Here is a 23,833-nt window from a genome sequence, read left to right as displayed (position 1 = left end):
TACTCAGTCAGCAGTTCAGGGACCGTACTGTTGTCGAATCTTCTCAGGCGTGGGTTCACGATACCTACATGAGGAACACCAGCGTAACGGCAATTCGCCGAGTTCATCAGCAGGAAGTTGCGGGGGCTTTTCGCCAACAGGATTGAACCGCGTCTCATTCAATTGATCCAAATGAGCGCAGTCCACGTGGGTATGGACGACGGGTGCATTGTCTAACGTGCCAGCGACGACGGGCGCATGGACACCTGGCACGGACGTCGGCCCTCGTTCCCGTTCGTGGTCGTCCTTCTCCTCCTTCCGGATATCTTCCAACCGGCTGTGGGGCCGATAGTCATCAATCAAATCACCGCTATCGGTGTCTCTGACTTCAATCCACAGATCGTGCGTTGGCCAAATCGTTAGGCGGTATGTCGTGTCCGCCTTCCACTGATCGTTCCGATAGTCCTTCTCACTGGTCAGTGTCGGGATTGTCTCTCCGGTCTCGACATAGAGATGCGCACCACGATCAGCGAAGGTTTTCGGGCCGTCCTTGAGATTCACAATGCGGTACTCTTCATTGGTGAAGTGTTCCTCTAACACCGCGAACACAGCGTCAGCATCGATCCTCTCATATTCTGCTTCAAGTCGCCGTCGATACCGCTCTTGACGATCATAGGTCCGGAGGTACGCTGCATCCCCCATCCCTGTCTTTGATGACAAACTCAGTTGGTACCCATTGTCGTGCGGGCTAACCTGAATCAGGTGCTTCCCATCGTAGATGTTCACTACGAAGCCGGACTCCGGATCCTCAGAGACTTCGACCTCAGGGGTTCGAGGGCGTTTCGAGGGCATGCTAGCTCGTTGCGTCGAGGATGGTGAGGTCTCGCTCTAGGTGTGGTTCGATTTTGGGGCTTCGGCAGTCGAGATCGACCTGTTCGTGTTGCCAGTGACGTCCATCCTTCCCGTTCCAAACTCCGTATATTGTCACTTTCGGGAGTCGAATGACGCCGAATAGGATTGCGAGATAATAGAGTAATTCAGCTGCTTCGGTCCACGAGCCTGTCGTTTTCCGTGGGAGGTCAATTGGGTACTCGATGTGTTGTGCTGGAACGCCGGCGTCGATGCTCCTGTCGACGAATCCGTAATCGTTGCTGAGGAGTATGGCTTGCTTCCGACTGTTCTGGTTGAACTCGTGGTAGGCCTTGATGATGGCTTCGTCTCCGGTGTCACACTCGACGATATCGGCTGTCCGGTTGGTTCGGAGACGGCGGTATTCGTACAGGCCGAGGAATCCTTCTCGGTTGGCTCCGGCGGGCTGATTATCCAGACGAGCGAATTCCTCACCGAAGGCCTGCGTCAACTCGTGAGTGTTGTATTGCTTGAAATGCCAGTCTAATTCTTCTTTGACGCCTGTTGCGAGGGCGTATCCGTTGGTTGGTCGTCGATCACGGTCGTCGGTTTCTCCCGTTTCACTGTCGATCCCGAGGATTTCTGGCAGTCGCCACGAGATGATGTTTGCGTCTAATCCGAGCACGACAGGGTCGTGACCGGCTTCGAGATCTGCGTAACCGTGCCGTTGGATGAATTCCTCGACGGCGTCGTGGTTGCTAAGTGGGACATGGCCGCTGGCAACCATCGTCCGGGTGTATGTTTCAGCATCTGGAAGGTCGTTGTAAGCAGGTTCACCATGCTTAGCAGGAATCGTTTCACGGTTGTCCTGGTACGTCATTGTCCCCTGCGTGAACCGGACCGTCGCTCGCCCATCGTTCTCCAATTTTATCTGGACGAGCTCGCCAATATCTTCACAGGGATGTTTGACGCGAATTGATTCGACGCCCTGATCGTAGAGGGCGTTGAGGAGAACCATCAGCCGTTGGCGTTCGATCTGCATTATAGAACCTCCTTGAAATCGATTAGGTCAGTGGCCGTTCGCGGGATTTCGGCGTAAAACTGCCCGTAGTAGCCCCCTGCTTTCCGGTGGAAATAGAAGACGTGGTCAGCGTCGAATTTGAAACCCGCCTGAAACGCGATGGCAGACATGAACTTCCGACCGGGCGTGACATCAACAGCAATCGTATCACCAGTCTCCCGAGCAGCTTCGATAGTAGACCGGTAGAACTCGATTATGTCGGGGAAATCAGTCTCGTCGTCTAAGTCGTGAACAGAGACATCAGTATCACCACCATAGGCATCAACGATTACTTCGAATCGGTCGGTGGCTTTAGCGACGTACTCAGCGACACCGGGGTTCGACAGAACCCAGACCTCGTCCGGGACGTACCCTCGGTCACAAGCTGCGGTCACCGGATTCAGAATTCCGGGCATAGTAGGAGTACCGTTGGTCACCCAGATCCGAGCCATTGCTACACAAGAGTCACTCCACTATCAATAGTGTTCGCGTGACTGAATCTCAACCGTCACATGCTGATTTCAGAAAATTCGCCCGCTGTCTCCCATGAGTCTCTTGTGGTTCGTCCATGACGAAAAACGCTGACGATCAAATCGAAACACTTCGTGAGAAGATTCGCAATGGGGAACGCGAGTTGGATGAAGCAAATCAGGAGGCTCTCCTGGAGTTCAGTAACGAACTCTTCCTCATACCCAGTCAAGTCGGGAATCAACGACATCTCAAACTCTTGCGACACAACGTGCGAATGGCCGAGCACGGTGGTAGTCCGGTAGAGGCGCTTGAGAGTGAGGAAGCTGCAAAGGAGATCGTCCGCTGGATTCACCGTACGTACGACAACGCTGAGACCAATCGTGACTATCGAGTCGCACTGAAGCAATTCGGGCGACGAGCCACCGATCAAAATGGAGACGATCCACCCGAATCGATTGAATGGATTCCGTCGAATACTCCGAGTACGTACGACCCGGCTCCGGAACCAAGCAATATGCTTCAGTGGAAGGAGGACGTGCTTCCACTAATCCAAGCTACCCGTAACCATCGTGACGCAGCTCTCATCGCGGTAGGATGGGACGCTGGTGCGCGCTCCGGTGAGCTTCGCGCTCTCACGATTGGGGACGTCACCGACTACGAACACGGCTACCAAATCACCGTTCAGGGGAAGATGGGGCAGCGAACCGTCCCACTCATCCCAAGCGTCCCATTTCTCCAACGATGGCTTGCCGCCCATCCTAGCACCGACCCTGAGGTACCGCTCTGGAGTAAACTGACCGAGCCGGAGGCCCCCAGTTATAACGCGCTACGGACAGCTGTGAAAGACGCTGCCGACCGAGCCGGAGTGGACAAACCGGTCACGTTCACGAACCTCCGCAAATCTAGCGCGTCTCACTTAGCCTCACGCGGATTGAATCAGGCACATATTGAGGATCACCACGGGTGGACTCGCGGAAGCGACGTCGCCTCCCGATACGTCTCAGTCTTCGCGGACGATACCAGCCGAGAAGTCGCTCGTGTCCACGGCTTAGAGATCGACGAGGAGGAAGAACCCGACGCTACCGCTCCGGTTGAATGCCCTCGATGTCACCAACAAACCCCACGAGAGATGAACCACTGCATCCACTGCCGCCAGACGATAGACAAGGAAGCAGCAATCCAGCGAGAACAAACCTGCGAATGGTGTGGTTCATCGATATCGGACTACTCCGACCACATCCCGAACTGCACTCGTATCAATGTTGATGAGGGGAAGATGCAGTGACACATGACTAATCGCTTCAATTATTCTGAGTTGTTTTGAGAACGTGGTCCATTTTTGAGATACTGGCACAAGTTGGTAGCGGACGGATTTTTGTGAACCGGTTGTGATGGCTACCAGCATATGGTTGAGTACAAGAACCAACATTATGTTCCCCGCTTCTACCTGAGGAATTTCTCTGATGATAGTCAGAATATCTGGCTGTACAATATGCAGGCGAACAGAGAATTCACAGAGCCGATATCGAGGGTTTGTGCCCGCGACTATTTCTATAGTGACGAGACAGACGTTGAGAAGGAAATAGGATCGATTGAAAGTGAACTGTCAAAGGGGCTGGGAGAACTGCTAGCAATTCAGTCTGTATCCCAATTCCAGACAGAGAAGGAATTGAAACCCGATTGGCTCCGAGTGCTTCAATTTCTGACATTTCAGGAGGCACGTACTGCTCTCTCGAAAGAGGAGATCGAACAGGATGGTGAAGTAATGTTTGAGACGTTTGTCAGAGCGGGTATTGAAGCTGGAGAGCTAGATCCGGAACTTCTGGAAGAGGTTAGAGAGGGGAACGTATGGTTAGAGCATGAACAGAGTCCGCAACTGCTCCCAATGCTCTACCAGCTACATTGCGCACCACTTCTAGCAGATCTTTGGGGGACATTGCTTGTGAATAAAACAGGCACCGAGCTGGTGACAAGTGACCACCCTGTTGTTCGCCACAATCCCTATTTTCTCGGGGAAGGCCATCCACAGGAAATCGGATTGCAGAGCAGAGGACTCCAGATCTACTGTCCACTCACCAGCCACCATTATCTCCTACTTCATGATCCGGAATGTTATGAAATCGAATGTAGTTCGGAAGGGGTGCGGGAGATTTATGATACAGCGATAATTAATGAGTTGAATAAGCTACAGATTGTTAATTGTGACAATAATGTCTTCTATGGTACAGAAGGACGACAAGAGGAGATGGATTGTCTGTGGGAGCAGCTCGAAGAGGTCGCAGACACAAACCGAGACGACCGAGGAACGGTTCGGACGGAGGAAGGTATCGGGGTGTACACTCAGATATCGGCTCCCCGGTTTTGTCCTGAATTACCATTTGTCGAGAAAGAATCGAATGTCGAATACCAGCGAGAAAGAGTCGAGGGTGCTCTTGAGGAACAAGAAGAATTCTGGGAGGAGCAATTTGGAGGTCTTGTCTAATTTCTAACAACGGACCGACCGGCGTTCTATAATAGATCGGGCGAATACGAGCACAAGAAGCTCTTCCCGGGGAACATCGGGCCGTCGACGGGCGAGATGGGGACGTCGATGTTCTGGGCGGGCCACAACGAGCTCTTCGAGGAGACGCTCGGGAAGCTCGAGGGGTGGCTCGCCGACGAGGGCTACGTCGGCAGCATCGACATCAACTGCATCGTGAACGAGAACGGCATCTATCCGCTGGAGTTCACGCCGCGTTTCGGCTACCCGACCATCGCGCTCCAGGAGGAGTCGTTCGAGTCGAGCACGGGCGCGTTCTTCTCCGACCTCGCGAACGGGAAGGACCCCGAGCTCAAGGTCCACAACGGCTACCAGATCGGCGTTCGCATCGTGCTCCCGCCGTTCCCGTTCGACGACGACAAGACCTACGACGAGAACTCCCGGAACGCCGCGGTCGTCTTCGAGAGCGAGGACCGAGAGGGGATTCACTTAGAGGACGCGAAGAAGGTCGACGGTCAGTGGCGGGTCGCCGGCAACAACGGGATGCCCATCGTCGTGACCGGCAAGGGCGACACCATGCAGGCCGCCCGCGAGGAAGCGTACGGCCGTATCGACGACATCGTGATGCCGAACATGTACTACCGCGACGACATCGGTGAGCGCTGGGTCGACGGCGACGGCGACCGCCTGCAGGCGTGGGGCTACCTCGGCCCGGGCGGGGACTGACGCTCGGCGCTCCCCCGTCGCCCTCGCTGTCGATTCGATGCCGGTTCGTGTCGACTTTCTGTAGCTCCTTCACCGTGGGCGTGTGAGTTCGTCTCGGCCGGATGTCTCGTGGAGGCGTCGTGCGGTCGGTTTCGCAGGTAGATTGAAATAACTCTCTGCGTATAGCCTACGCGAGCATGTTCCCGACCGGACACGCCGAACGATGACCGGTGAGTACACCACGCCGGCGTTCGAGTCGCTCGCGGACGGCATCGCGGTCGTCGACGCGCACGGCGCGACCGTCACGGCGAACGACGCGTGGCGCGCGTTCCTCGAAGAGACGGGCATCGACCCCTCGGTGACGCGAACGGCGTCGACGTACCTGCAGACGCTCCTCGACGCGGACCGCTCGCCGACGGCGGCGTCGGACCTCGACGTCGTGTTGACGCTCCCGTATCAGGCGAGCAGCGACGCGTACTCACACCGGCTGCGCGTCGGCCCGTTCACCCACGACGGCGAGCTGTTCGCGACGCTGACCGCCGTCGGCGAGGAGTCTCCGACGGTGACGCCGCTGAAGACGCGGGCGATGGACGAAGCGCCGGTCGGCATCACGATTTCGGACTACACGCGGCCGGGCAACCCACTCGTCTACGCGAACGCCGCGTTCGAGCGCATCACCGGCTACGACGTCGTGAACACGCTCGGGCGGAACTGCCGGTTCCTCCAGTCCGCGGACACGGACCCGGACGCGGTCGCCGAGTTCCGGGAGGCGATTCGCGCGAACGAGGGGACGACGGTCGAACTCCGGAACGAGCGCGCCGACGGCGAGGAGTTCTGGAACGCCGTCACCATCGCGCCGCTCCGCGACGCGACCGGCGAGGTGACGAACTGGGTCGGGTTCCAGCAGGACGTGACCGCGCGGAAACGCGCCGAGGAAGCGCTCAACTCGGAACGCGACCAGTACGCGCTCCTCAACCAGATCATCCGCCACGACATCCGGAACGACATGACGGTCGTGCAGGGGTGGGGGCGGGAGTTACGCGACGGGCTGTCGGCCGACCAGCGCGAGATACTCACGCGCGTGCTCGACGCCGCCGCGCACACCGCCGCGCTCACGGAGGACGTCCGCGACCTCACGGAGATTATGGGCGACGAGGACCCGACGCTCGAACCGATCTCGCTCGGCGCGGTCCTCCTCGAAGAGATCGACCAGGTGCGGTCGACGTTCGAGTATCAGGCGGACGACCTCGTCGTCGAGGGGCCGGAGGAGATGCCGGCGGTCCGCGTGCTGGGGACGCCGCTGCTCTCCTCGGTGTTCACGAACGTCCTCGACAACGCCGTGTTCCACAACGACTCCGACGAGGTCCGCATCGACGTCGGCGTCGCCGTCGACGAGGAGACGTGCACGGTGTCGGTCGCGGACAACGGCCCCGGGATTTCGGACGCGCAGAAACGCGAGGTGTTCGAGTACGGCGAGCAGGGCCTCGACAGCTCGGGGACCGGGCTCGGGCTCTACCTCGTCGACCAGCTCGTCGACCAGTTCGGCGGCCGTGTCTGGGTGGAGGACAACGAGCCGCGCGGCGCGGTGGTCCGCATCGAACTCCAGCGCGTATGACGGGAGCCGATACCGCGTCGTTTCGTCCGGGTCGCGTTCGCGGCCGCTCGCTCGCCGGACGCGGAGGTGCCGGATGTCGCTAGCGCGGTTCCTCGACCGCGTGCCCGACGCCGAGCGGTCGCTGGTCGTCGTGAACCGCACGGGGCCGGACGCCCTCGCGCAGATGATGCAGTCGACGTTCGAGCACCAGTCGGTGGACATCGAGGAGCGAGACGTCCCCGACGCCGAGGACGACCTCGTGCTCCTCGTGGAGGACGACGAAGTGGTGGCGACGTCGCCGTTCGAGGCGCTCCAGCGGACCATCCTCTTCGTGAACTCCGACCTCTACCGCACGGGGACGCAGGGCATCGAGACGCTGGACCTCCCGGCGGTGCTCACGCACCTCGACGACGTCCGGTTCTCCCTGCGAGCGTACCCGCAGTCCCACAAGGAGAAACTCCTCCTCATCGCGATTTCGCGGTACATCGAGCAGGTCGCCTGGCGCGCGGCGGGCGGCCGCATCCGGGCGTCCTTCCAGTCGCTCTCCCGCCTCGAAGACGAAGTCGGGACGCGTCGCGTCTATCAGACGCTCGCGGACTCCCCGGTCGACACCCACGTGTACGGCGTGCCGGACTGGGTGCCGCCCGAGTCGTTCGACGTCACGATGCACGGCGGGTACTCGCGGGACTTCACTGACTCGTGGTTCGTGGTGTTCCGCCCGGACGAGGAACCTGACGCGTCCGCGAGCGCGGCGGGACAGCGCGACGCCTCCGTCCCGTCACCGGACGGCGCGGCGGTCGGCCCGGTCGCGCTCCTCGCGCTGGAGGACGACCCGGGGCTCTGGGACGGCTTCTGGACGTTCGACGCGGACCTCGCCGCCGACGTCGAGCGGTACATCATGCGCGAACTCTGACGGCGACGCCGCGTAAACGTCGAGGGAGTTCATCAGGTTCGGGAGGTGCGTGCCGGAGGCGGAACGTTATGGGGGCGGGCGCGTGAAGCGGGGGTATGCGAGATTCGAACCGCGAGTGGTACTTCGTCGAGCGCCCCGAGGGCGAACCGGACCTGGACTGCTTCGAACTCCGCGAGAGCGAGGTTCCCGAGCCCGACCCCGGCGACGTGCTGGTGCGCGTGCGTTACCTCTCCGTCGACCCCTACATGCGCGGGCGGATGCGGGACGTCGAATCCTACGCGGAGCCGTGGGACGTCGGCGACACGCTCGAGGGCGGCGTCGTCGGCGAGGTCGTCGAGTCCGAGAGCGAGCGCTACGACGAGGGCGACTTCGTCACCGGGAACGGCGCGTGGGCGGACTACTGCGTGCTCGACGCGGACGACACCGCGCCCGTCGACCCCGACGTCGGCGGCCTCCCCGCCTACCTCGGCGTGCTCGGGATGCCGGGCCGCACGGCGTACTTCGGCCTGCTCGACGTCGGCGAACCGAAGCCCGGCGACACGGTCGTCGTCTCCGGCGCGGCGGGCGCGGTCGGCTCCGTCGTCGGCCAGATCGCGTCGCTCAACGGCTGTCGCGTCGTCGGCTTCGCGGGGAGCGACGAGAAGACCGACTGGCTCACCGAGGACCTCGGATTCGACGCCGCGATAAACTACAAGGACGTTGACGACTATCGCGCGGCGCTCGACGACGCCGCGCCCGGCGGCGTCGACGTCTACTTCGACAACGTCGGCGGCCCCATCACGGACGCCGTCTTCACCGAGCTCAACGTGGACGCCCGCGTCGCCGTCTGCGGGCAGATCGCCCACTACAACGACGAAGGCGTCCCCACGGGGCCGCGGAAACTCCCGCAGCTCATCGCGCCGCGCGCGAAAGTCCAGGGCCTCCTCGTCGGCGACTACGCCACCCGATTCGGGCAGGCGAGCGAACAGCTCGGCGAGTGGGTCGCCACCGGCGAACTCCACCACCGCGAGAGCATCGTCGACGGCCTCGAAAACGCCCCCGACGCCTTCCTCGGGCTCTTCGCCGGCGACAACATCGGCAAACAGGTCGTCAAGGTCTCCGAGTAGCGCTCGCCGTTTCCGCGGGCTTTTAGCGCTCGCCCCGTTCGAGTAGACGCGTGAACCAGGGTCGGCGCGTCCTCCTCACGCTGATGGGGGCGTTCTTCGCGGCGATGGCCGCGCGCCTCCTCGTCAGCCCGCTCGTCCCCGAAGCCGTGGCGGCGTTCGAGACGACGCCGGGCGCGCTCGGCCTCGCCCTCACGGGGATGTGGCTCTCGTACGCGCTCGTCCAACTCCCCGCCGGCGTGCTCGCCGCGCGGCACGGCGCGCGGACGCTCGTCGTCTCCGGCCTCCTCGTCACCGCCGTCGCGTCCGGCCTGCTCGCCGCCGCGCCGTCCGCGCTCGCGTTCGGCGCGGCCGTCGTCGCGCTCGGCGTCGGCCCCGGGCTCTACTTCCCCGCAGCGGCCGCGCTCCTCGCCGAGACGAACGAGAACGTCGGGAGCGCGCTCGGCCTCCACATCTCCGGCGGCGACGCCGCCGGCGTCGTCGTCCCGCTCGCCGTCACCGCCGTCACGGCCGCCTGGGGGTGGCGCGCCACGCCGCTCCTCGGCGTCGCCCTCGCGCTCGCCGCCGCCGTGGGCTGCCGCCTCGCCCTCCCCGCGCCGAGCGAGACGGCCGCGTCCCCCGCGTCCTCCGGCCGCGCCGAACTCCGCGCCGCCCTCGGCCGCGTGTTCTTCGACCCGCGCGTCCGCCGCGTCGTCCTCTTCGCCGCCTGCCTCGCCTTCTGCTTTCAGTCCATCACCTCCTTCCTCCCCGCGTACCTTCAGGCCGCCCACGGCCTCTCGCCGGCCGCCGCGAACGCCCGGTTCAGCCTCGCGTTCGCCGTCTGGATTCTCGGCATGCCCGTCGCCGGCCGCCTCGCCGATACCGTCGGCACCGACCGCGTCCTCGCCGCGACCGTCGTGCTCCTCGGCGTCGGCGTCGCCGTCACCGTGCTCGCCGCCACGCCGCTCGCCCTCCTCGCCGGCGTCGTCCTCGTCGGCCTCGGGATGACCTGGGGCGGCGTCGTCGGCGCGAAAGTCATGGCCGCGCTCGGCGAGGACGGCCGGACGAGCGGCTACGGCGCGGTCCGCTCGGCCTACGGCGTCCTCGGCGCGTCCGGCAGCGTCGCCGTCGGCGCGCTCGCCACCGCCGCCGGCTGGCGAGTCGGCTGGAGCCTCCTCCTCGTCCTCGTCGCGCTCGCCCTCTGCCTCCTCGCCCGGGACGCGCGACACGCCAGCGCCGACTAACCCCGACTCCGCGTTCCACAACACCTAATCCTCGCGGCGCGATACCTCCGAGTGATGACCGCGACGGCCACCGAGTCACCCGCGGCGGCCCGCGACCGCGCGCGACTCGCGCTCGTCGTCTTCGTCGTTCTCTTCGCGCAAGTCCTCCTCTACCCGGGCGTCACGGACCTCGTCACCGCGCTCGGCGGCGCGGGCGACCTCGACCCGAGCACGTGGTTCCTCGCCGCCGAATTCCTCGGGTTCGTGCTCTTCGCCGGCGTCTGGGGCGCGCTCAGCGACCGCACCGGCCGGCGCGCGCCCTACATCGCCGCGGGCGCAGTCGGGGGTGCGCTCGGCTACCTCGTCCTCGCCGCGCTCGGCGTCCGCGGCGACACCGCTTTCGCGACGGTGCTCGTCGTCCGCTTCCTCCAGGGCGCGTTCACTATCGCCGCGTTCTCGCTCGCGATGACGATGCTCATGGACCTCGGCGGCGGCCACGGGAAGAACATGGGCGCGGCCGGCATCGCCATCGGCCTCGGCACCGCGCTCGGCGCGCCCGTGGGCGGCCAGCTCACCGAAATCGGTCCGGCCGTCCCGCTCTGGGTCGCGGGCGGCGCGCTCCTCTGCGCCGGCCTCCTCGCGGTGCGCGTCGACGACCGCGCGCCCGACCGCACCGCCGCCGGCCTCCGCGACGCCGCGCGCCGCCTCCGCGAGACGCCCGCGCTCGGCTTCCCCTACGCGTTCGGCTTCATGGACCGCCTCACCGCCGGCTTCTTCGCGCTCGTCGGAACCGTCTACTTCCGCGACACCTTCGCCCTCGACGCCGGCGGCGCGGGCCTCATGCTCGGCCTCTTCTTCGCGCCGTTCGCACTCCTCCAATACCCCCTCGGCGTGCTCTCCGACCGCATCGGCCGGAAACCCCTCGTCGCCGCCGGCTCGCTCTGCTACGGCGCGGCCGTCCTCGCCGTCTACCTCGCCCCCACGCTCTTCCTCGCCGGCGCGGCGATGGTCGTCCTCGGCGTCTTCGGCGCGCTCGTCTCCCCCGCCACGATGGCGCTCGTCTCCGACCTCGCCGGCGAGACCGACCGCGGCGTCGCCATGGGCGGCTTCAACGTCTTCGGCAACCTCGGCTTCCTCGCCGGCTTCCTCGTCGGCAGCGCCGTCACCGCCGCCGCCGGCTACGGCCCCGCGTTCCTCGCCGCCGCAGCCCTCGAAGCCGGCATCGTTCTCGTCGCCCTCCCCGCGTTCTGGCGACTCGACCTCGACTAATTCGCTGTCGTCGACCTCTCGTCCGCCCGCGTACGCGTACTGGTTCACACGCGCCGGCTAACCGCGCTCCGCACGGACGCTCCGTCACGGGCGCTCCATCACGGGCACGTCGATTGTCACGACTGCGCCGCCGTCGTCGCCTTCGGTGAACGCGACGTCGCCGCCGGCGATGTCGATGCCCCACTTCGCGATCCAGAGGCCGAGGCCGCTGCCGTGGCGGAGCGGCGTCTCGTCGCCCTCTTCGAGGACGGCGCGCTCGTAGTCGTCGATGCCGGGGCCGTTGTCGGCGACGCGGACGTGCACCCAGTCGCCGTCGCACTCGGCGGTGACACGGACGCACGGGTGGTCGCTCGTGTTGTGCTCCGCGGCGTTCTCGACGACGTTCGTGAACGCCGTATCGAGGATGACGGCGACCGGCGCGTCGTCGTCCGGCGTCTCGTACTCGACTGCGACGTCCGGGTGGTCGTCGCGGACGGTCGCCACGGCGCTCGCGAGGAGCGCGTCGAGGCTGGCGGCGTCGCGGCCGTCGCGCGCCTCGTCGAAGACGTCGATGGCTTCGCGCGCCTTGTCGCTGATCTCGGCGATGCGGAACACGTGGTCTTTGACGGTCTGTCGGTCCTCGGGGTCGCCGTCGAGGCGGTCGACGTAGCCGTGGATGAGGTTCGTCTCCGTGCGGACGTTGTGGCGGAGCGCGCGGTTGAGGACTTTCAGGCGCTCCTGCTGTCGGAGGTACTGGCTGACGTCGTGGAAGGTGACGACGCGGCCGATGCCGCTCCCCCGGGCGTTCTCGATGCTGGTGACGGTGACGTCGTAGGCCTGCCCGTCGATGGTGAGGTAGCCCTGGAGGGAGCCCCGCTCCGGGATGCGGTCGTAGTCTGCGAGGAGCGCCGCGGCGGGCGTGCCGAGCGCCTCCCGGGGATTCACGCCGAGCAGCGCGGCGGCGCTGTCGTTCATGTCGACGACGTAGTCGTGGTTGTCGACGACGATTGCGCCGGCCTGCATGCGGTCGAAGACGACGCGGCGCGCGCGTTTGTTCGGCGCGGGGCTGGTGCCGAGGAGGCGAAAGCGCGTGAGCGCGCCGAGGTAGGTGACGCCGGAGATGGCGAAGGCGATGGGCGTCGGGTCGAGGCCGCCGGTGGGGAGGACGCCGGCGAGGTAGAGGGCGTTCGTCGCCCACGGGACGACGAGGCCGACGAGGAGCGCGGCGCTCTGCCCGCGGAACGTCGTCGCGTCGCTCGTCACGAGTCCGAGGAGGGGGATGACGCCGAGCAGGCCGAGGATGTAGGTGTAGCCGCCGGCGACCCAGTACCAGACGCCCGGGGTGCGCGCGAGCCGGGTGAGCTCGCCCTGCTGGACGACGGAGACGTCCGTGTAGAGGAGGGTGTGGTAGTTCCCGGTCAGCGCGAGTACGGCGGTGACGGCGGGAACGACGGAGACGAGGGCGACGACCCGCGGGCTGGTGTACTCGTCGTGGCCGGTGTATTCGAGGGCGAAGAGGAGCCACGCGACGGGGATAGCGGCGATACCGACCCAGGAGAGGTGGAGCCAGAGGAGCTTCGCGTCGAGCGTCGCGGCCTGCACTTGGAAGACGAGGCAGGTGGACCACCAGCTCTGCCCGGCGAGGAGTCCGGCGAGGGGGAGCGCGCCCGGCTCCGGCCGCTCGCGCCACGCGAGAAACGTCGCCGTCGTCCCGACGGCGATGGAGGCGAAGAGCGCGACGAGTAGCAGTATCCCGGGGGGCAATACTCGTTACAATCGGCTGGGTGTATATGAAACATCCGCCGGGACATCCGAATTCCGTTCACTCAGATGACGTGTCTGCTGGTCTATAACGGATGTATCGTCTAATTCGTCGTCGCGTGTTCAGAGAGCGACGACGACGAGGGCAGCGGCGGCGACGATAGATTTGAACTCGGCGTACGCGGTGAGGCGGCCGTCGTCGGTCGTTCGGCCGAGGAACGCGGTGACGCCGATGGTGTAGGCGAGGCTGACGAGGAACGCGGCGACGATGCCGGTGACGAAGAAGCCGGAGACGAGCGCGAACGCGACGAGGCCGGCCATGACGAGGTTGACGGCGTAGAGGAGCTTACGGGTGCGGGAGACGCCGAGGACGGTGGGGAGGGTGCGGACGCCGATGGCGATGTCGCCCTCGATGTCGCGGACGTTCGGGATTTCGACGTTGACGAAGGTGGCGAGGAAGAAGTAGGCGAAGACGACGGCGACGGCAGGGCTGAAGGCGGCGTCGGCGAACGCGAGCGGGAGGAAGGTGAGGAGGACGGCCCACGCGAGGGAGACGACGACGGTGTTGACGAGGAGGACGTCCTTGAGGCGTTTCACGGGCGTGCCGAGGCCGCCGAGGACGTCCGTGGAGTAGAGGAGCGCGAAGACGCCGGGCATGAGCGTGGTGGCGAGGGCGAGCGGGCCGCCGAGGATGGAGACGGCGACGGCGAGGCCGTAGGCGGCGGACGCGAGGTTGTAGAGGACGTTCTGGTGGCGGCGGACGAACGCGGCCTGGTCTGGGTTCGAGACGGCGTCGGTGTCGGCGTCGGCGACGCGGTCGTGGGCGTAGATGGCGAACGTGACGAGGCCGCCGACGGCGACGGCGGGCGTGAAGGGGACGGAGAGCGCGACGGAGGCGAGCGCGACCTCGATCATCGTGATGACGGCGAGGTACGCGGAGCTGTAGACGAACGCGTCTTTCGCGCGTTTCCCGGTCGCGAAGAGGGTGGTTGCGATGCTGGACTCGGACGGGGTCGGCCCGTCCACGGTTGCGGACAGGCGTCGGCTTTCACTAGACATTGTCAGTTACACGCCTTCCGTATCAGCGCCGGTTCGGAAGCCGCGTACCCACTCATTATCTTTCACCTACGTTAATTGTCGGAATAGAATACTTATGGACACATCAATCATTCGACGTTCCCTGCGGTGGGTTCGTCCCCCGGTCGCGAGGGGAAACGTCGGTATCTAGTCCGGATCGGGGAGGTCGACGGCGACGCCGGTGAGGGCCTCGGAGACCGACCAGAGGCGGCGGGCGGTCGCCTCGTCCTCGGAGCGCTCGCTCGACGCCTGGACGTCGGGGCGGCCGCGCATGTTCCGGAAGCCGCCCGGCCCGACGTACTCGCCGCCGTCGATGTCCGGGTCCGTCGCGGCGTAGAGCAGCGGCCACGCGCCCCGCTCCGCGCTCTGCGCGAGCACGGCGTTCGCGGCCCGCATCAGGAGCGCGCGGACGCGACTCCCCTCCGCCTCGGGGCCGCGGCGCTGGAGGTTCGTCGACGCGTAGCCCGGGTGGCAGGCGACGCTCGTCACGCTCGCCGACGCCGCGCGCAGCCGCCGGTCGAGCTCGTACGCGAAGAGGAGGTTCGCGAGCTTCGACCGCCCGTACGCCGCCCACTTATCGTAGGACGCCTCGCCCTGCAGGTCGTCGAAGTCGATTTCGCCGTTCTCGTGGAGCGCGCTCGACTGCGTCACGACGCGCGCCTCTCCCGTCGTCCGCTTCAACGAGGGGAGGAGGCGCGCGGTGAGCGCGAAGTGCCCGAGGTGGTTCACGCCGAACTGCGTCTCGAACCCGTCCGTCGTCTCCGAGCGCGGAATCGCCATCACGCCCGCGTTGTTACAGAGCACGTGCAGCGCGTCGTACGTCGACTCGAACCACTCGGCGAACGACGCGACCGAGTCGAGGTCGCCGAGGTCGAGTTCGCGCACCGTGAGCGACGCCCCCGGAAGACCGCGCTCGATCTCCCGCCTCGCGTCCGCGCCGCGCTCCGCGCTCCGGCACGCCATCACGACGTGCGCGCCCTTCGCGGCGAACACCTCCGTCGCCTCGAAGCCGAGGCCGCTGTTCGCGCCCGTCACGACGACTGTTCGCCCCGACTGCGACGCCATCGCCGCCGGCGTCCACCCATCCCTGTCCGACATACCTCACTCCTCGGCCGCGAGCGGCATAGGTCGCGGTGTCCCTCCGGTGTTTGCCGCTTCTCCCCACCCGCGCGGTATCCGTGGAGTTACGTCCGCCTCGCCTCATGCTCTCCGTATGGACACCGACGCTCGGGAGGAACTCGTCGCGCTCGCCCGCGACCTCGTCCGACTGGACTCCGAGAACCCGCCCGGCGAGGAGGGCGAGTGCGCGCGGTTCGTCCGCGACTGGCTCGAGAGCGAGGACATCGACGCCGAACTGGTCGGCGACCCCGGCCGGCCGAGCGTCGGCGCGCGCGTCGGCGACCCCGACGGACCGACGCTCGTGCTGAACGGCCACCTCGACGTCGTTCCCGCCGGCGACGAGGCCGAGTGGACGCACGACCCCTACGCCGGCGTCGTCGAGGACGGTCGGCTCTACGGCCGCGGGAGCGCCGACATGAAGGGCAACCTCGCGCTCGCGATGCTCGCGCTCCGCGACCTCCGCGACGCCATCGACGCCGACACCCGCGGCGGCAGCGTCGTCTTCCACGCCGCGATGGGCGAAGAGACCGGCGAACCCGGCACGGAATCCCTCCTCGACGCCGGCTACACCGGCGACTACGGCCTCGTCCTCGAACCCACGGACTTCCGCGTCGCCACGAGCGCGAAAGGCCTCGTCTGCTACGAACTCACCGTCCACGGCGACCCCTCGCACGCCAGCCGCCCCGACCAGGGCCGGAACGCCGTGCTCGCCGCTCGCGCGCTCGTCGACGCCATCGAGACCTACGACGCGGCCCTCCGCGAGCGCGCGGACGACCTCGTCGGGACGGCGTACGCCAACATCACGCGGTACGCCGCCGGCCTCGACGGCAACCTCGGCGTCCTCCCCGAAAACGCGACGGTCGTCCTCGACCGCCGCGTCCTCCCCGGCGAATCCATTTCGACTGTCCGCGCGGAGGTCGACGACCTCGCCGCCGACCTCGACGTCCCCGTCTCCGTCGCGGAGATACAGCGCTACGAGCCCGCACGCGTCCCCGTCGACTGCGCCCTCGCCGAACTCGTCCGCGACCGCGTGGCCGCCGCGACCGGCCGCCGCCCCGACCCGTGGGGCATCGAGGCCGCGACCGACGTCCGCAACCTCGTCAACGACGCCGACGTCGAGGCGGTCACGTGGGGGCCGGGGAACCTCGCGCAGGCCCACACCTACGACGAACACGTCGCCCTCGACGACCTCGAAACCGGCTACGACGTCCTCCGCGGCGTCGCCGCCGACCTCCTCGACTGACTCATCCCGGTTCGCGCATCCCTCAAGTGCGTTCGGCCCCAAGAACGAGCCGTGACTGCGACGCTCGACCTGCCGACGGGGGAGACCGTGACGCCCGACGACGTCTTCGCCTACGACGGCTACCCCTACCGGTTCCGCCCCCTCGATCACGACGAGTACGACTTCCTCCTCTCCCCGCTCTACTGGGGCGACAGCGGCATGGACATCCCCTTTACTAATACTGACGCGCTCGCCGACCAGTGGGACGACTCCGCCGGCGTCAAAACGGCCGACGAGTGGCGCGCGTGGCTCGCCGACGCCCGCGACGACCACCGCTTCGGCGACGACGAACTCGACGCGCTCGCCGTCGAACTCGGCCTCGCCGACCCCAGCACGCTCGACGACCGCTCCGTCCTCGCCCGCGTCCGCGACGCCCTCCCCTTCTAATTCTGCTCGCTCTCGTAGGCGTCGACGAGCCGGCTCCCGAACCCGCGCTCGCTCTCCAGTTCGTCCGTCAGCGAGCGGAGCTCGCGCTGCGCCTCCCCGATTGTCGCCTCCGAGACGTCCGCGAGGCCCTCGACGCCCTCGACGTCCTCGCGGTAGACGACGCGCCAGCCGTCGGCCGGCGAGAAGTGCGCCGCTCGCGCGCCGCGCTCCGTGACGAGCACGACGCCGACGACGAGCGTCTCCTCCACGGCCTCGAACTCGAAGCGGTCCACCGGCCGCACCGCGACGAACGCGTCCGACTCCCCGAGCGCCGCGACCTCGCTCCCCGCGAGCGGCCGCGACGGCAGTGACGACAGATCCATACCCGGTCTTCGCCGCCCGCGAAGGTCGGTCTTTCGAACCCCGCCGCGACTCGCCGCCCGAGTACGGAGCACTCCGGCGACCACCCGCTGACACTATCTCTCATCTGAGCGGCCGACACGCCGGTCACGCGGGGCCACGAGCGCGAGCGCCGACCGCCCCGAGGACGCCCAGCGGAACAAGAACGACATGTGATAGGAAGTGAATCCTGACCGGAGAGTTCAACGTCGGACTCTATACGGAGGAAACCGGAAGAAACCGACTGTAGGCGGCTATAAAAGGGAAACTCGACGCATCTGGCGCTCTTTCGATACGCCGGGCGAATCGCCGCTTCTCGACGACTGAAGGCGTATAAGGCGCGAGAAACAGGCGGAGTGCCATCTCCTGACCGGCGTTAAGGTCACAAATCAGAGTATTCTGCTCAGTAGAGGATTCTTCACTGCCGGGCGTTTCGCGAACTCGGTGAGAGCTCGCCTCACTCACTACTCCTTTACAGGCCTACTCGCGTAATTGACGGGCCGGCTTCTGCCGGATTCCGTTCACCCATCGTGGACGACTCAGCTGTGTTCGAGCTGGAGAGTGAGTTCGCTGGCGGCGCGCTGGACGGCTTCGGCGTACTCTCCGTCGAGGTGGTCGACGGCGGGCGAGCCGCTCGGGACGGAGATGCTGATCGCGCCGACGTCGCCGGTCGCGGCGTCCCGGATGGGCGCGCTGACGGCCTGCACGCCGCTGTCTCGCTCGCCGTGGTTGAGCGCGTAGCCGGCTTCTCGCACGCGCTCGACTTCCGCGAAGAGGACGTCCGGGTCAGTGATGGTCTCCGGAGTTTCCGCGGGGAGGCCGGCGTCGGCGAGGTCGCGGACGAACGCGTCGCTCGACGCGGCGAGCATCGCCTTCCCCGCGCCGTTCGAGTGGAGGTTGAAGCGCGCGCCCATCGGCAGCGACTCCTTGAGGTTGTAGCGGTCGTTCGACCGGAAGAGGAAGACGCCGCGGTCGCCCTCGCGGATGGAGAGGATGACCATCTCGCTCACGTCGTCGACGAGCGATTCGACCTTCGGCCGGCCGAACGTGTAGAGCCGGCAGCGGTCGCGGACGACGCCGCCGTGCTGGAGGAACTTGAAGCCGACGCGGTACCGGCCGTCGCGCCGTCGCACGTACCCCTCGTCGACGAGCGTCGCGAGGTGTTTGTGCACCGTGCTCTTCGGGAGGTCCATCGCGTCCGCGAGCGCCGTCACGCCGCACGGCCCCCGCGCTTCGAGCTCCCGCACGACCGCGAACGCCGTCTCCACCGCTCCGACCGTTCGATTCGACCCTGATTCCATGCCACGCACTCGCGCGTGACACCACATAAAGTCCACTATGAGTGAACTGTCTGCCGCGCGCCGCGGCGACGGCGCGCCACCGGTACCGAGAATGAGTAGCGTTCACACAGAGTGCCGCTCCGTCGCCCCCCCCTATGCGTTCACTCATCGTGAACGATGGGGATGTTCGGGCCGACGTGGTGTGGTTCCCGAGCGTTTATGCCCGGCGCTCCCCGAGACGGGGGTGTGACTGACTCACGCCAGCCAGCGGCGGGAGCGGAGCGGAACGGCCCGCTCAGCGACCTCCGCGTCCTCGAACTCGGAAACATCGTCGCCGGGCCGTTCGCGGCGTCCGTCCTCGCCGACCTCGGCGCGGAAGTCGTCAAGATCGAACGCCCCGACGGCGGCGACTCCATCCGGTCGTCCGGCGACACCGGCGACGCCATCTTCGACGCCATCAACCGCAACAAGCGCTCCATCGCCCTCGACCTCAAGGACGACGACGACATCGACGCGCTCTACGACCTCGTCGACGCCGCAGACGTCTTCGTCGAGAACCTCGGCCGCGGCACGCCCGAACGCCTCGGTATCGGCGCGGAGACGCTCCGCGAGCGCAACCCCGAACTCATCTACCTCTCCATCAAGGGCTTTCAAGAGGGCCCGTACGGCGACTACGCCGGCATGGACGTCGTCGCCGAAGCGATGTCCGGGTTGATGAGCGTCACCGGCGAACCCGGCCGCCAGCCCGTCCGCGTCGGCACCTCCATCGCCGACATGGGCGCGGCCATCTACGGCGTCCTCGGCGTCATGGTCGCCCTCCGCGAGCGCGACCGCACCGGCGAGGGCCAGCGCGTCGACGGCACGCTCTTCGAATCCGCCGCCCACTGGATGGGGTACTGGCTCACCTACGCCGACCGATTCGGCGACGACCCCGAACCCCTCGGCGCGTCCCACCCGAGCTGGGGGCTCTACGACGTCTTCGAGACGGACGCCGGCTGGCTCTTCGTCGGCGTGACGAACGACCGCCACTGGGAGGCGTTCTGCGACGCCGCCGACCTCCGCGGGCTCCGCGACGACGAGCGGTTCGCCACCGCCGCCGACCGCCGAGCGAACAAACAGGCGCTCCTCGAAACGGTCCAAGAGCGCCTCCGCGGCGGCGACCGCGCGGCGCTCTTCGACGCGCTCGCCGACGCCGGCGTGCCCGCCGCACCCGTCAACGACCCCTCCGACCTCGCCGACGACCCCGGCCTCGACGCCGCCGGCTCCCTCGCGCGCTTCCACGCCACCCACGACGGCGAGTCCGTCCCCGAACAGACCGTCATGGCCCCCGTCTCCGGCGAGCGCTTCGGCCCCGAACAGTACCGCGACCCGCCCGACATCGGCGAACACACGGAAGAAATCCTCCGCGACTGGCTCCTCTCGGACGAAGAGCAGGAGACGCTCGCCGCCGAAGGAGGGGACGACTGATGGTCGCGTTCAAGGACCTCACGCTCCGCGAGGGCTCGCAGGTCCCCGGCCTGGAGATCTCGGCCGACGCGGGCCGCCGCGTCCTCGACCGGCTCGCCGACCTCGGCGTCGACTGCGTCGAAGTCTCCTTCCCGCGAGCGCACGCCCGCGAGGAGTGGTTCCGGCACGCCGACGACCGCGGCCTCCGCACCGCCGCGCTCGCCCGCGCCGTCCCCGGCGACGTCGACGCCGCGCTCGCCGTCGACCCCGACGAGGTCGAAGTCATCGTCAGCACCTCCGACCGCCAGCTCGAACACGCCCTCGGAAAGACGCGCGCGGAAGCCCGCGAGATGCTCGTCGAGAACGTCGCACGCGCGCTCGACGGCGGCGTCCACGTCGGCGTGACGCTGATGGACGCGATGCGCGCCGACCACGACTTCCTCCCCGACGTCGCGCGCGCCGCCGTCGACGCCGGCGCGTCCCACGTCACCCTCGCCGACACCACCGGCGCGGGCACGCCCTCCTGCGTCGAGGAGACCGTCGGTGTCGTCGCCGACGCCGTCGGCCACGACGCCGCGGTCGCCGTCCACACCCACGACGACATGGGCGTCGCCACCGCGAACGCCGCCGCCGGCGTCGACGCCGGCGCGACCCGCGTCGACGCCACCGTCGGCGGTATCGGCGAACGCGCCGGGAACGCCCCCCTCGAAGAAGTCGCCGTCCTCCTCCGCGAACGCGGCGACGACCTCGCGCTCGCCCTCGACGAACTCGCCCCCGCCGGACGCGCCGTCCACGACGCCCTCGGCGTCGACATCCCGCCCGCGAAACCCGTCCTCGGCGAGCGCGCCTACCGCCACGAGAGCGGCATGCACACCGCCGCCATGCTCGACGACCCCGGCACCTACGAACCCTTCGACCCCGCCACTTACGGCGCGACCCGCGACCTCCGATTCGGCACCGACACCGGCCGCGGTGCCGTCCGCGCCCTCCTCCGCGACGCCGGCGTCGACCCCACCGAGGACGCCGTCGCCGCCGCGCTCGACCGCATCCGCGACGCCGCCGAAGCACGCGGCAACCCCCTCCCCGAAGCCGACGCCCGCGACCTCCTCGACGACCAATAACCCCACCGCCCGACTCTCGTTCTCCCCCGGCCTCCTCGCGCTTCGGACTCCTCGCGCTGCTCCGCTCTCACCGCTTTCGCCGTGCTGCCCCGCTCTGGCCGCGCTCGCCGTCTTCCTCTGCGCGTTCCGCTTTGACCGCTCCCGCGGTCCGTGGTACCGCGTCGTGTGGCAGTACACCACAGCGTTTTTATCCCAGAACGATGATGAGGGATACGGAATGGCACACCCCACGGGCTCGATAGCCACGGAACCGACAGCGACGCACAGAGAGAGCTAGTTATGGAACCACAGACCGTCTCCCTCGGCTGGTACATCGTCGCGCTCACCGCCGTCGCGCTCGCGGTGATGCTCGGCATCGGCTGGTACTCCTACCGGAAGAGCGTCGGCGCTGACCTCGACGACTTCTTCTCCGCGAGCAAGTCGCTCGGGTTCATCGTCATCTCGCTCTCCATCTTCGCCGACTCCTACAGCGGGAACTCCTTCCTCGGATACTCCGCCGCGACCTACCGCTCGGGCGCGTGGTTCCTCGCCTACCCCCAGTTCATGGTCGCCGGCGTCATCGGCGCGCTCATCATCGCGCCGCCGCTCGTCAACCTCGGCCAGAAGTGGAACTACACCTCGCCCATCGACTACCTCGAACACCGCTTCGACTCCCGGGTCGCCTTCGTCGCGCTCCTCTTCATGATCTGGGGGACGTTCATCCAGTTCACCGAGCAGTTCTTCGCGATGGGCTACCTCGGCGAGGTCGCGTCCGGCGGCCTCGTCCCCTATCAGGCCGTCATCGTCATCTTCGGCCTCGTCATCCTCGCCTACGTCGGCCTCGGCGGGTTCCGCGGCACCGCGCTCTCCGCCGCCGTCCAGGGCGCGCTCATGCTCTTCGCGCTCTTCCTCATGCTCGTCCTCGTCGGCACCCTCGGCGGGTTCTCCGCGCAGATCACGACCATCTGGCAGACCGCGCCGTCGAAACTCACGCTCCCCTCGACGTCGACGATGGGCGGCTGGTACAGCATCGTCATCCTCGTCCTCCTCGGCCTCCCCACCTACCTCCACATCCAGCAGTTCTACCTCGGCATCGACAACGCCGCCGACCTCAAGACGACCTTCCGCCTCCAGGCCCCCATCTTCTTCTTCGCCGCCATCACCCTCTGGGGGCTCGGCCTCTTCGGCGCGGGCATCTTCCCCGGGCTCTCCGGCGTCCAAGCCGACCAGCTCGTCCCCTACCTCCTCGGCGCGTACGTCAACACCGCCGGCGGGAAACTCCTCCCCTCCCTCATCTCCCTCGGCGTCATCATGGCGACGCTCTCTACCGCCGGCGCGGCCGTCATGGTCCTCTCCATGGCCGTCGCGAAAGACACCTACAAGCGCTTCGTCAACCCCGACGCCTCCGACGCTCGCGTCATCTGGATGAGCCGCGCCTTCCTCGCCGTCTTCCTCGCGCTCGCCCTCGCCATCGCCTTCACGCCCGACAGCACCATCTGGAGCTGGACGAAGCTCAAGTTCGAATTCCTCCTCCAGGCCACCCCGGTCTTCCTCTTCGGCCTCTACTCCGCCCGCGTGAAGAGCACGCCCGCGCTCGCCGGCATGTTCGTCGGCTGCGCGACCGCCGTCGGCCTCTACGCCGCCGGCGTCTCCATCCCCTTCGACCTGAGCGCCGGCATCGTCGGCCTCGTCCTCAACTCCGCCGTCTTCGTCGGCTGGAGCTACGCCTCCGGCCGCGACGCCGAGACCGAACGCGCCCGCGACATCCTGGAGTACAACTCCATCGAGTTCCCCGGCGAACCCCAGGAAGCCGAGTACGTCCTCCCCGCCCAGCGCAAAGTCTTCTGGGTCGGCCTCGCCGTCGTCCTCGCGCTCCTCGTCCCCTGGTACGCCCCCGAATCCTGGAACGCACAGGCCGCCTTCGGCCTCCCCATCTGGGTCTGGGTCATCCTCGGCGCAGTCATCCTCGAAACGCTCTTCGTCGTCTTCGGCACCCTCATCTGGCGCGAACGCGGCGACGTCGACGGGACGCGAACGACCGCCGCCGCCTCCAGCGACGACTGACCCTCACCACCGCCTCCACCTCGTCCCCCCTCTCCCACCCGGTAACTACACAAACTACAGATAGACAGATAGTATATACGACTGTTCTATCTATATAACTATATTTCTACGTCTCGACCTCGAAGGCACACCGAAAACGGCGCTAAACCGACCTAGAAACCCGAACAGCAGCGTTCGCTCTCGCTATTGACCGACGCCGATAACCACTTGACGACGACGGAGGAAGAATCCGATACAGCCGAACTGAGGCCTATGAAGAGTACACTCTCGATCAGAGGCGTGTGAATCGCCTCCTCTCACCGAGAATCATACTGAAACAGACTGTTAGAACTAATA

Annotated in this window: 20 protein-coding genes and 1 pseudogene; 13 read left to right on the top strand and 8 right to left on the bottom strand. The window is 66.5% G+C overall.

Annotated features, from left to right (window positions below; translation table 11 throughout):
- Positions 1-15: 15 nt before the first annotated feature.
- The 3 genes from IEY26_RS11280 to IEY26_RS11270 all read right to left on the bottom strand — a co-directional run bounded on the left by IEY26_RS11280 (position 16) and on the right by IEY26_RS11270 (position 2,340).
- Positions 16-765, bottom strand: coding sequence for a hypothetical protein (locus IEY26_RS11280; protein WP_188979013.1), 750 nt, complete (start codon positions 763-765; stop codon positions 16-18).
- Between the two features lie 67 nt (positions 766-832).
- Positions 833-1,870 carry a hypothetical protein gene (locus tag IEY26_RS11275; protein ID WP_188979012.1) on the bottom strand — a complete coding sequence of 346 codons (1,038 nt, stop codon included), beginning with the start codon at positions 1,868-1,870 and terminating at the stop codon, positions 833-835.
- Positions 1,870-2,340: a CRISPR-associated ring nuclease gene (locus IEY26_RS11270; RefSeq protein ID WP_229774051.1), complete on the bottom strand. Its 471-nt coding sequence runs from the start codon at positions 2,338-2,340 to the stop codon at positions 1,870-1,872. The genes IEY26_RS11275 and IEY26_RS11270 overlap by 1 nt, the downstream gene beginning before the upstream one ends.
- Positions 2,341-2,456: 116 nt before the next feature.
- On the opposite strand from IEY26_RS11270, the gene IEY26_RS11265 reads away from it, so the two are divergent.
- From IEY26_RS11265 to IEY26_RS11230, 8 genes and pseudogenes are all read left to right on the top strand, one after another.
- Entirely contained in the window at positions 2,457-3,644 is a 1,188-nt protein-coding gene (locus tag IEY26_RS11265; protein ID WP_188979011.1) for a site-specific integrase, read from the top strand.
- A gap of 120 nt (positions 3,645-3,764) precedes the next feature.
- Entirely contained in the window at positions 3,765-4,841 is a 1,077-nt protein-coding gene (locus tag IEY26_RS11260; protein ID WP_188979010.1) for a DUF4238 domain-containing protein, read from the top strand.
- Between the two features lie 45 nt (positions 4,842-4,886).
- Positions 4,887-5,564 (top strand): annotated as a pseudogene (locus IEY26_RS11255) (phosphoribosylamine--glycine ligase); the annotation flags it as partial.
- Positions 5,565-5,766: 202 nt separating this feature from the next.
- The gene (locus IEY26_RS11250; protein ID WP_188979009.1) at positions 5,767-7,158 is read left to right on the top strand and encodes a PAS domain-containing protein; all 1,392 of its coding nucleotides are present in this window, start codon (positions 5,767-5,769) and stop codon (positions 7,156-7,158) included.
- Positions 7,159-7,231: 73 nt separating this feature from the next.
- Positions 7,232-8,050, top strand: a complete 819-nt coding sequence (locus IEY26_RS11245) for a DICT sensory domain-containing protein (RefSeq protein ID WP_188979008.1) — start codon at positions 7,232-7,234, stop codon at positions 8,048-8,050.
- 95 nt (positions 8,051-8,145) lie between these two features.
- On the top strand, positions 8,146-9,156 hold the full coding sequence (locus IEY26_RS11240) for an NADP-dependent oxidoreductase (protein WP_188979006.1): 1,011 nt from the start codon (positions 8,146-8,148) through the stop codon (positions 9,154-9,156).
- A gap of 50 nt (positions 9,157-9,206) precedes the next feature.
- Complete coding sequence (locus tag IEY26_RS11235) at positions 9,207-10,376, top strand: MFS transporter (protein ID WP_188979004.1); 1,170 nt, start codon at positions 9,207-9,209, stop codon at positions 10,374-10,376.
- Between the two features lie 54 nt (positions 10,377-10,430).
- Entirely contained in the window at positions 10,431-11,624 is a 1,194-nt protein-coding gene (locus tag IEY26_RS11230) for an MFS transporter (RefSeq protein WP_188979002.1), read from the top strand.
- A gap of 84 nt (positions 11,625-11,708) precedes the next feature.
- On the opposite strand, the gene IEY26_RS11225 is transcribed toward IEY26_RS11230, so the two are convergent.
- The 3 genes from IEY26_RS11225 to IEY26_RS11215 form a co-directional block, all read right to left on the bottom strand.
- Positions 11,709-13,367: a histidine kinase N-terminal 7TM domain-containing protein gene (locus tag IEY26_RS11225; RefSeq protein WP_229774048.1), complete on the bottom strand. Its 1,659-nt coding sequence runs from the start codon at positions 13,365-13,367 to the stop codon at positions 11,709-11,711.
- 120 nt (positions 13,368-13,487) lie between these two features.
- Entirely contained in the window at positions 13,488-14,390 is a 903-nt protein-coding gene (locus IEY26_RS11220; RefSeq protein ID WP_229774047.1) for a UbiA family prenyltransferase, read from the bottom strand.
- Positions 14,391-14,588: 198 nt separating this feature from the next.
- Positions 14,589-15,539: an oxidoreductase gene (locus IEY26_RS11215; protein WP_188978997.1), complete on the bottom strand. Its 951-nt coding sequence runs from the start codon at positions 15,537-15,539 to the stop codon at positions 14,589-14,591.
- 115 nt (positions 15,540-15,654) lie between these two features.
- Here IEY26_RS11215 and IEY26_RS11210 point away from each other — a divergent pair, with 115 nt between their 5' ends.
- Both IEY26_RS11210 and IEY26_RS11205 read left to right on the top strand, forming a co-directional pair.
- Entirely contained in the window at positions 15,655-16,803 is a 1,149-nt protein-coding gene (locus IEY26_RS11210; RefSeq protein ID WP_188978995.1) for a M20 family metallopeptidase, read from the top strand.
- Positions 16,804-16,854: 51 nt separating this feature from the next.
- Entirely contained in the window at positions 16,855-17,229 is a 375-nt protein-coding gene (locus tag IEY26_RS11205; protein WP_188978993.1) for a hypothetical protein, read from the top strand.
- On the opposite strand, the gene IEY26_RS11200 is transcribed toward IEY26_RS11205, so the two are convergent.
- Positions 17,226-17,591 carry a hypothetical protein gene (locus IEY26_RS11200; protein ID WP_188978991.1) on the bottom strand — a complete coding sequence of 122 codons (366 nt, stop codon included), beginning with the start codon at positions 17,589-17,591 and terminating at the stop codon, positions 17,226-17,228. The genes IEY26_RS11205 and IEY26_RS11200 overlap by 4 nt on opposite strands.
- A gap of 555 nt (positions 17,592-18,146) precedes the next feature.
- Positions 18,147-18,908 (bottom strand): IclR family transcriptional regulator, encoded by a 762-nt coding sequence (locus IEY26_RS11195; protein WP_188978988.1) that lies wholly within the window; start codon positions 18,906-18,908, stop codon positions 18,147-18,149.
- A 225-nt stretch (positions 18,909-19,133) separates the two neighbouring features.
- Here IEY26_RS11195 and IEY26_RS11190 point away from each other — a divergent pair, with 225 nt between their 5' ends.
- The 3 genes from IEY26_RS11190 to IEY26_RS11180 all read left to right on the top strand — a co-directional run bounded on the left by IEY26_RS11190 (position 19,134) and on the right by IEY26_RS11180 (position 23,497).
- Positions 19,134-20,354 carry a CaiB/BaiF CoA transferase family protein gene (locus IEY26_RS11190; RefSeq protein ID WP_188978986.1) on the top strand — a complete coding sequence of 407 codons (1,221 nt, stop codon included), beginning with the start codon at positions 19,134-19,136 and terminating at the stop codon, positions 20,352-20,354.
- Positions 20,354-21,454 carry a LeuA family protein gene (locus IEY26_RS11185; protein WP_188978984.1) on the top strand — a complete coding sequence of 367 codons (1,101 nt, stop codon included), beginning with the start codon at positions 20,354-20,356 and terminating at the stop codon, positions 21,452-21,454. The genes IEY26_RS11190 and IEY26_RS11185 overlap by 1 nt, the downstream gene beginning before the upstream one ends.
- 279 nt (positions 21,455-21,733) lie before the next feature.
- On the top strand, positions 21,734-23,497 hold the full coding sequence (locus IEY26_RS11180) for a sodium:solute symporter family protein (protein ID WP_188978982.1): 1,764 nt from the start codon (positions 21,734-21,736) through the stop codon (positions 23,495-23,497).
- The last annotated feature ends 336 nt before the right edge of the window (positions 23,498-23,833 follow it).

The sequence above is a fragment of the Halocalculus aciditolerans genome (genome assembly GCF_014647475.1).
In the GTDB taxonomy this organism is placed as follows: Archaea; Halobacteriota; Halobacteria; order Halobacteriales; family Halobacteriaceae; genus Halocalculus; species Halocalculus aciditolerans.
This window is presented reverse-complemented; position numbering and strand designations above follow the sequence as displayed.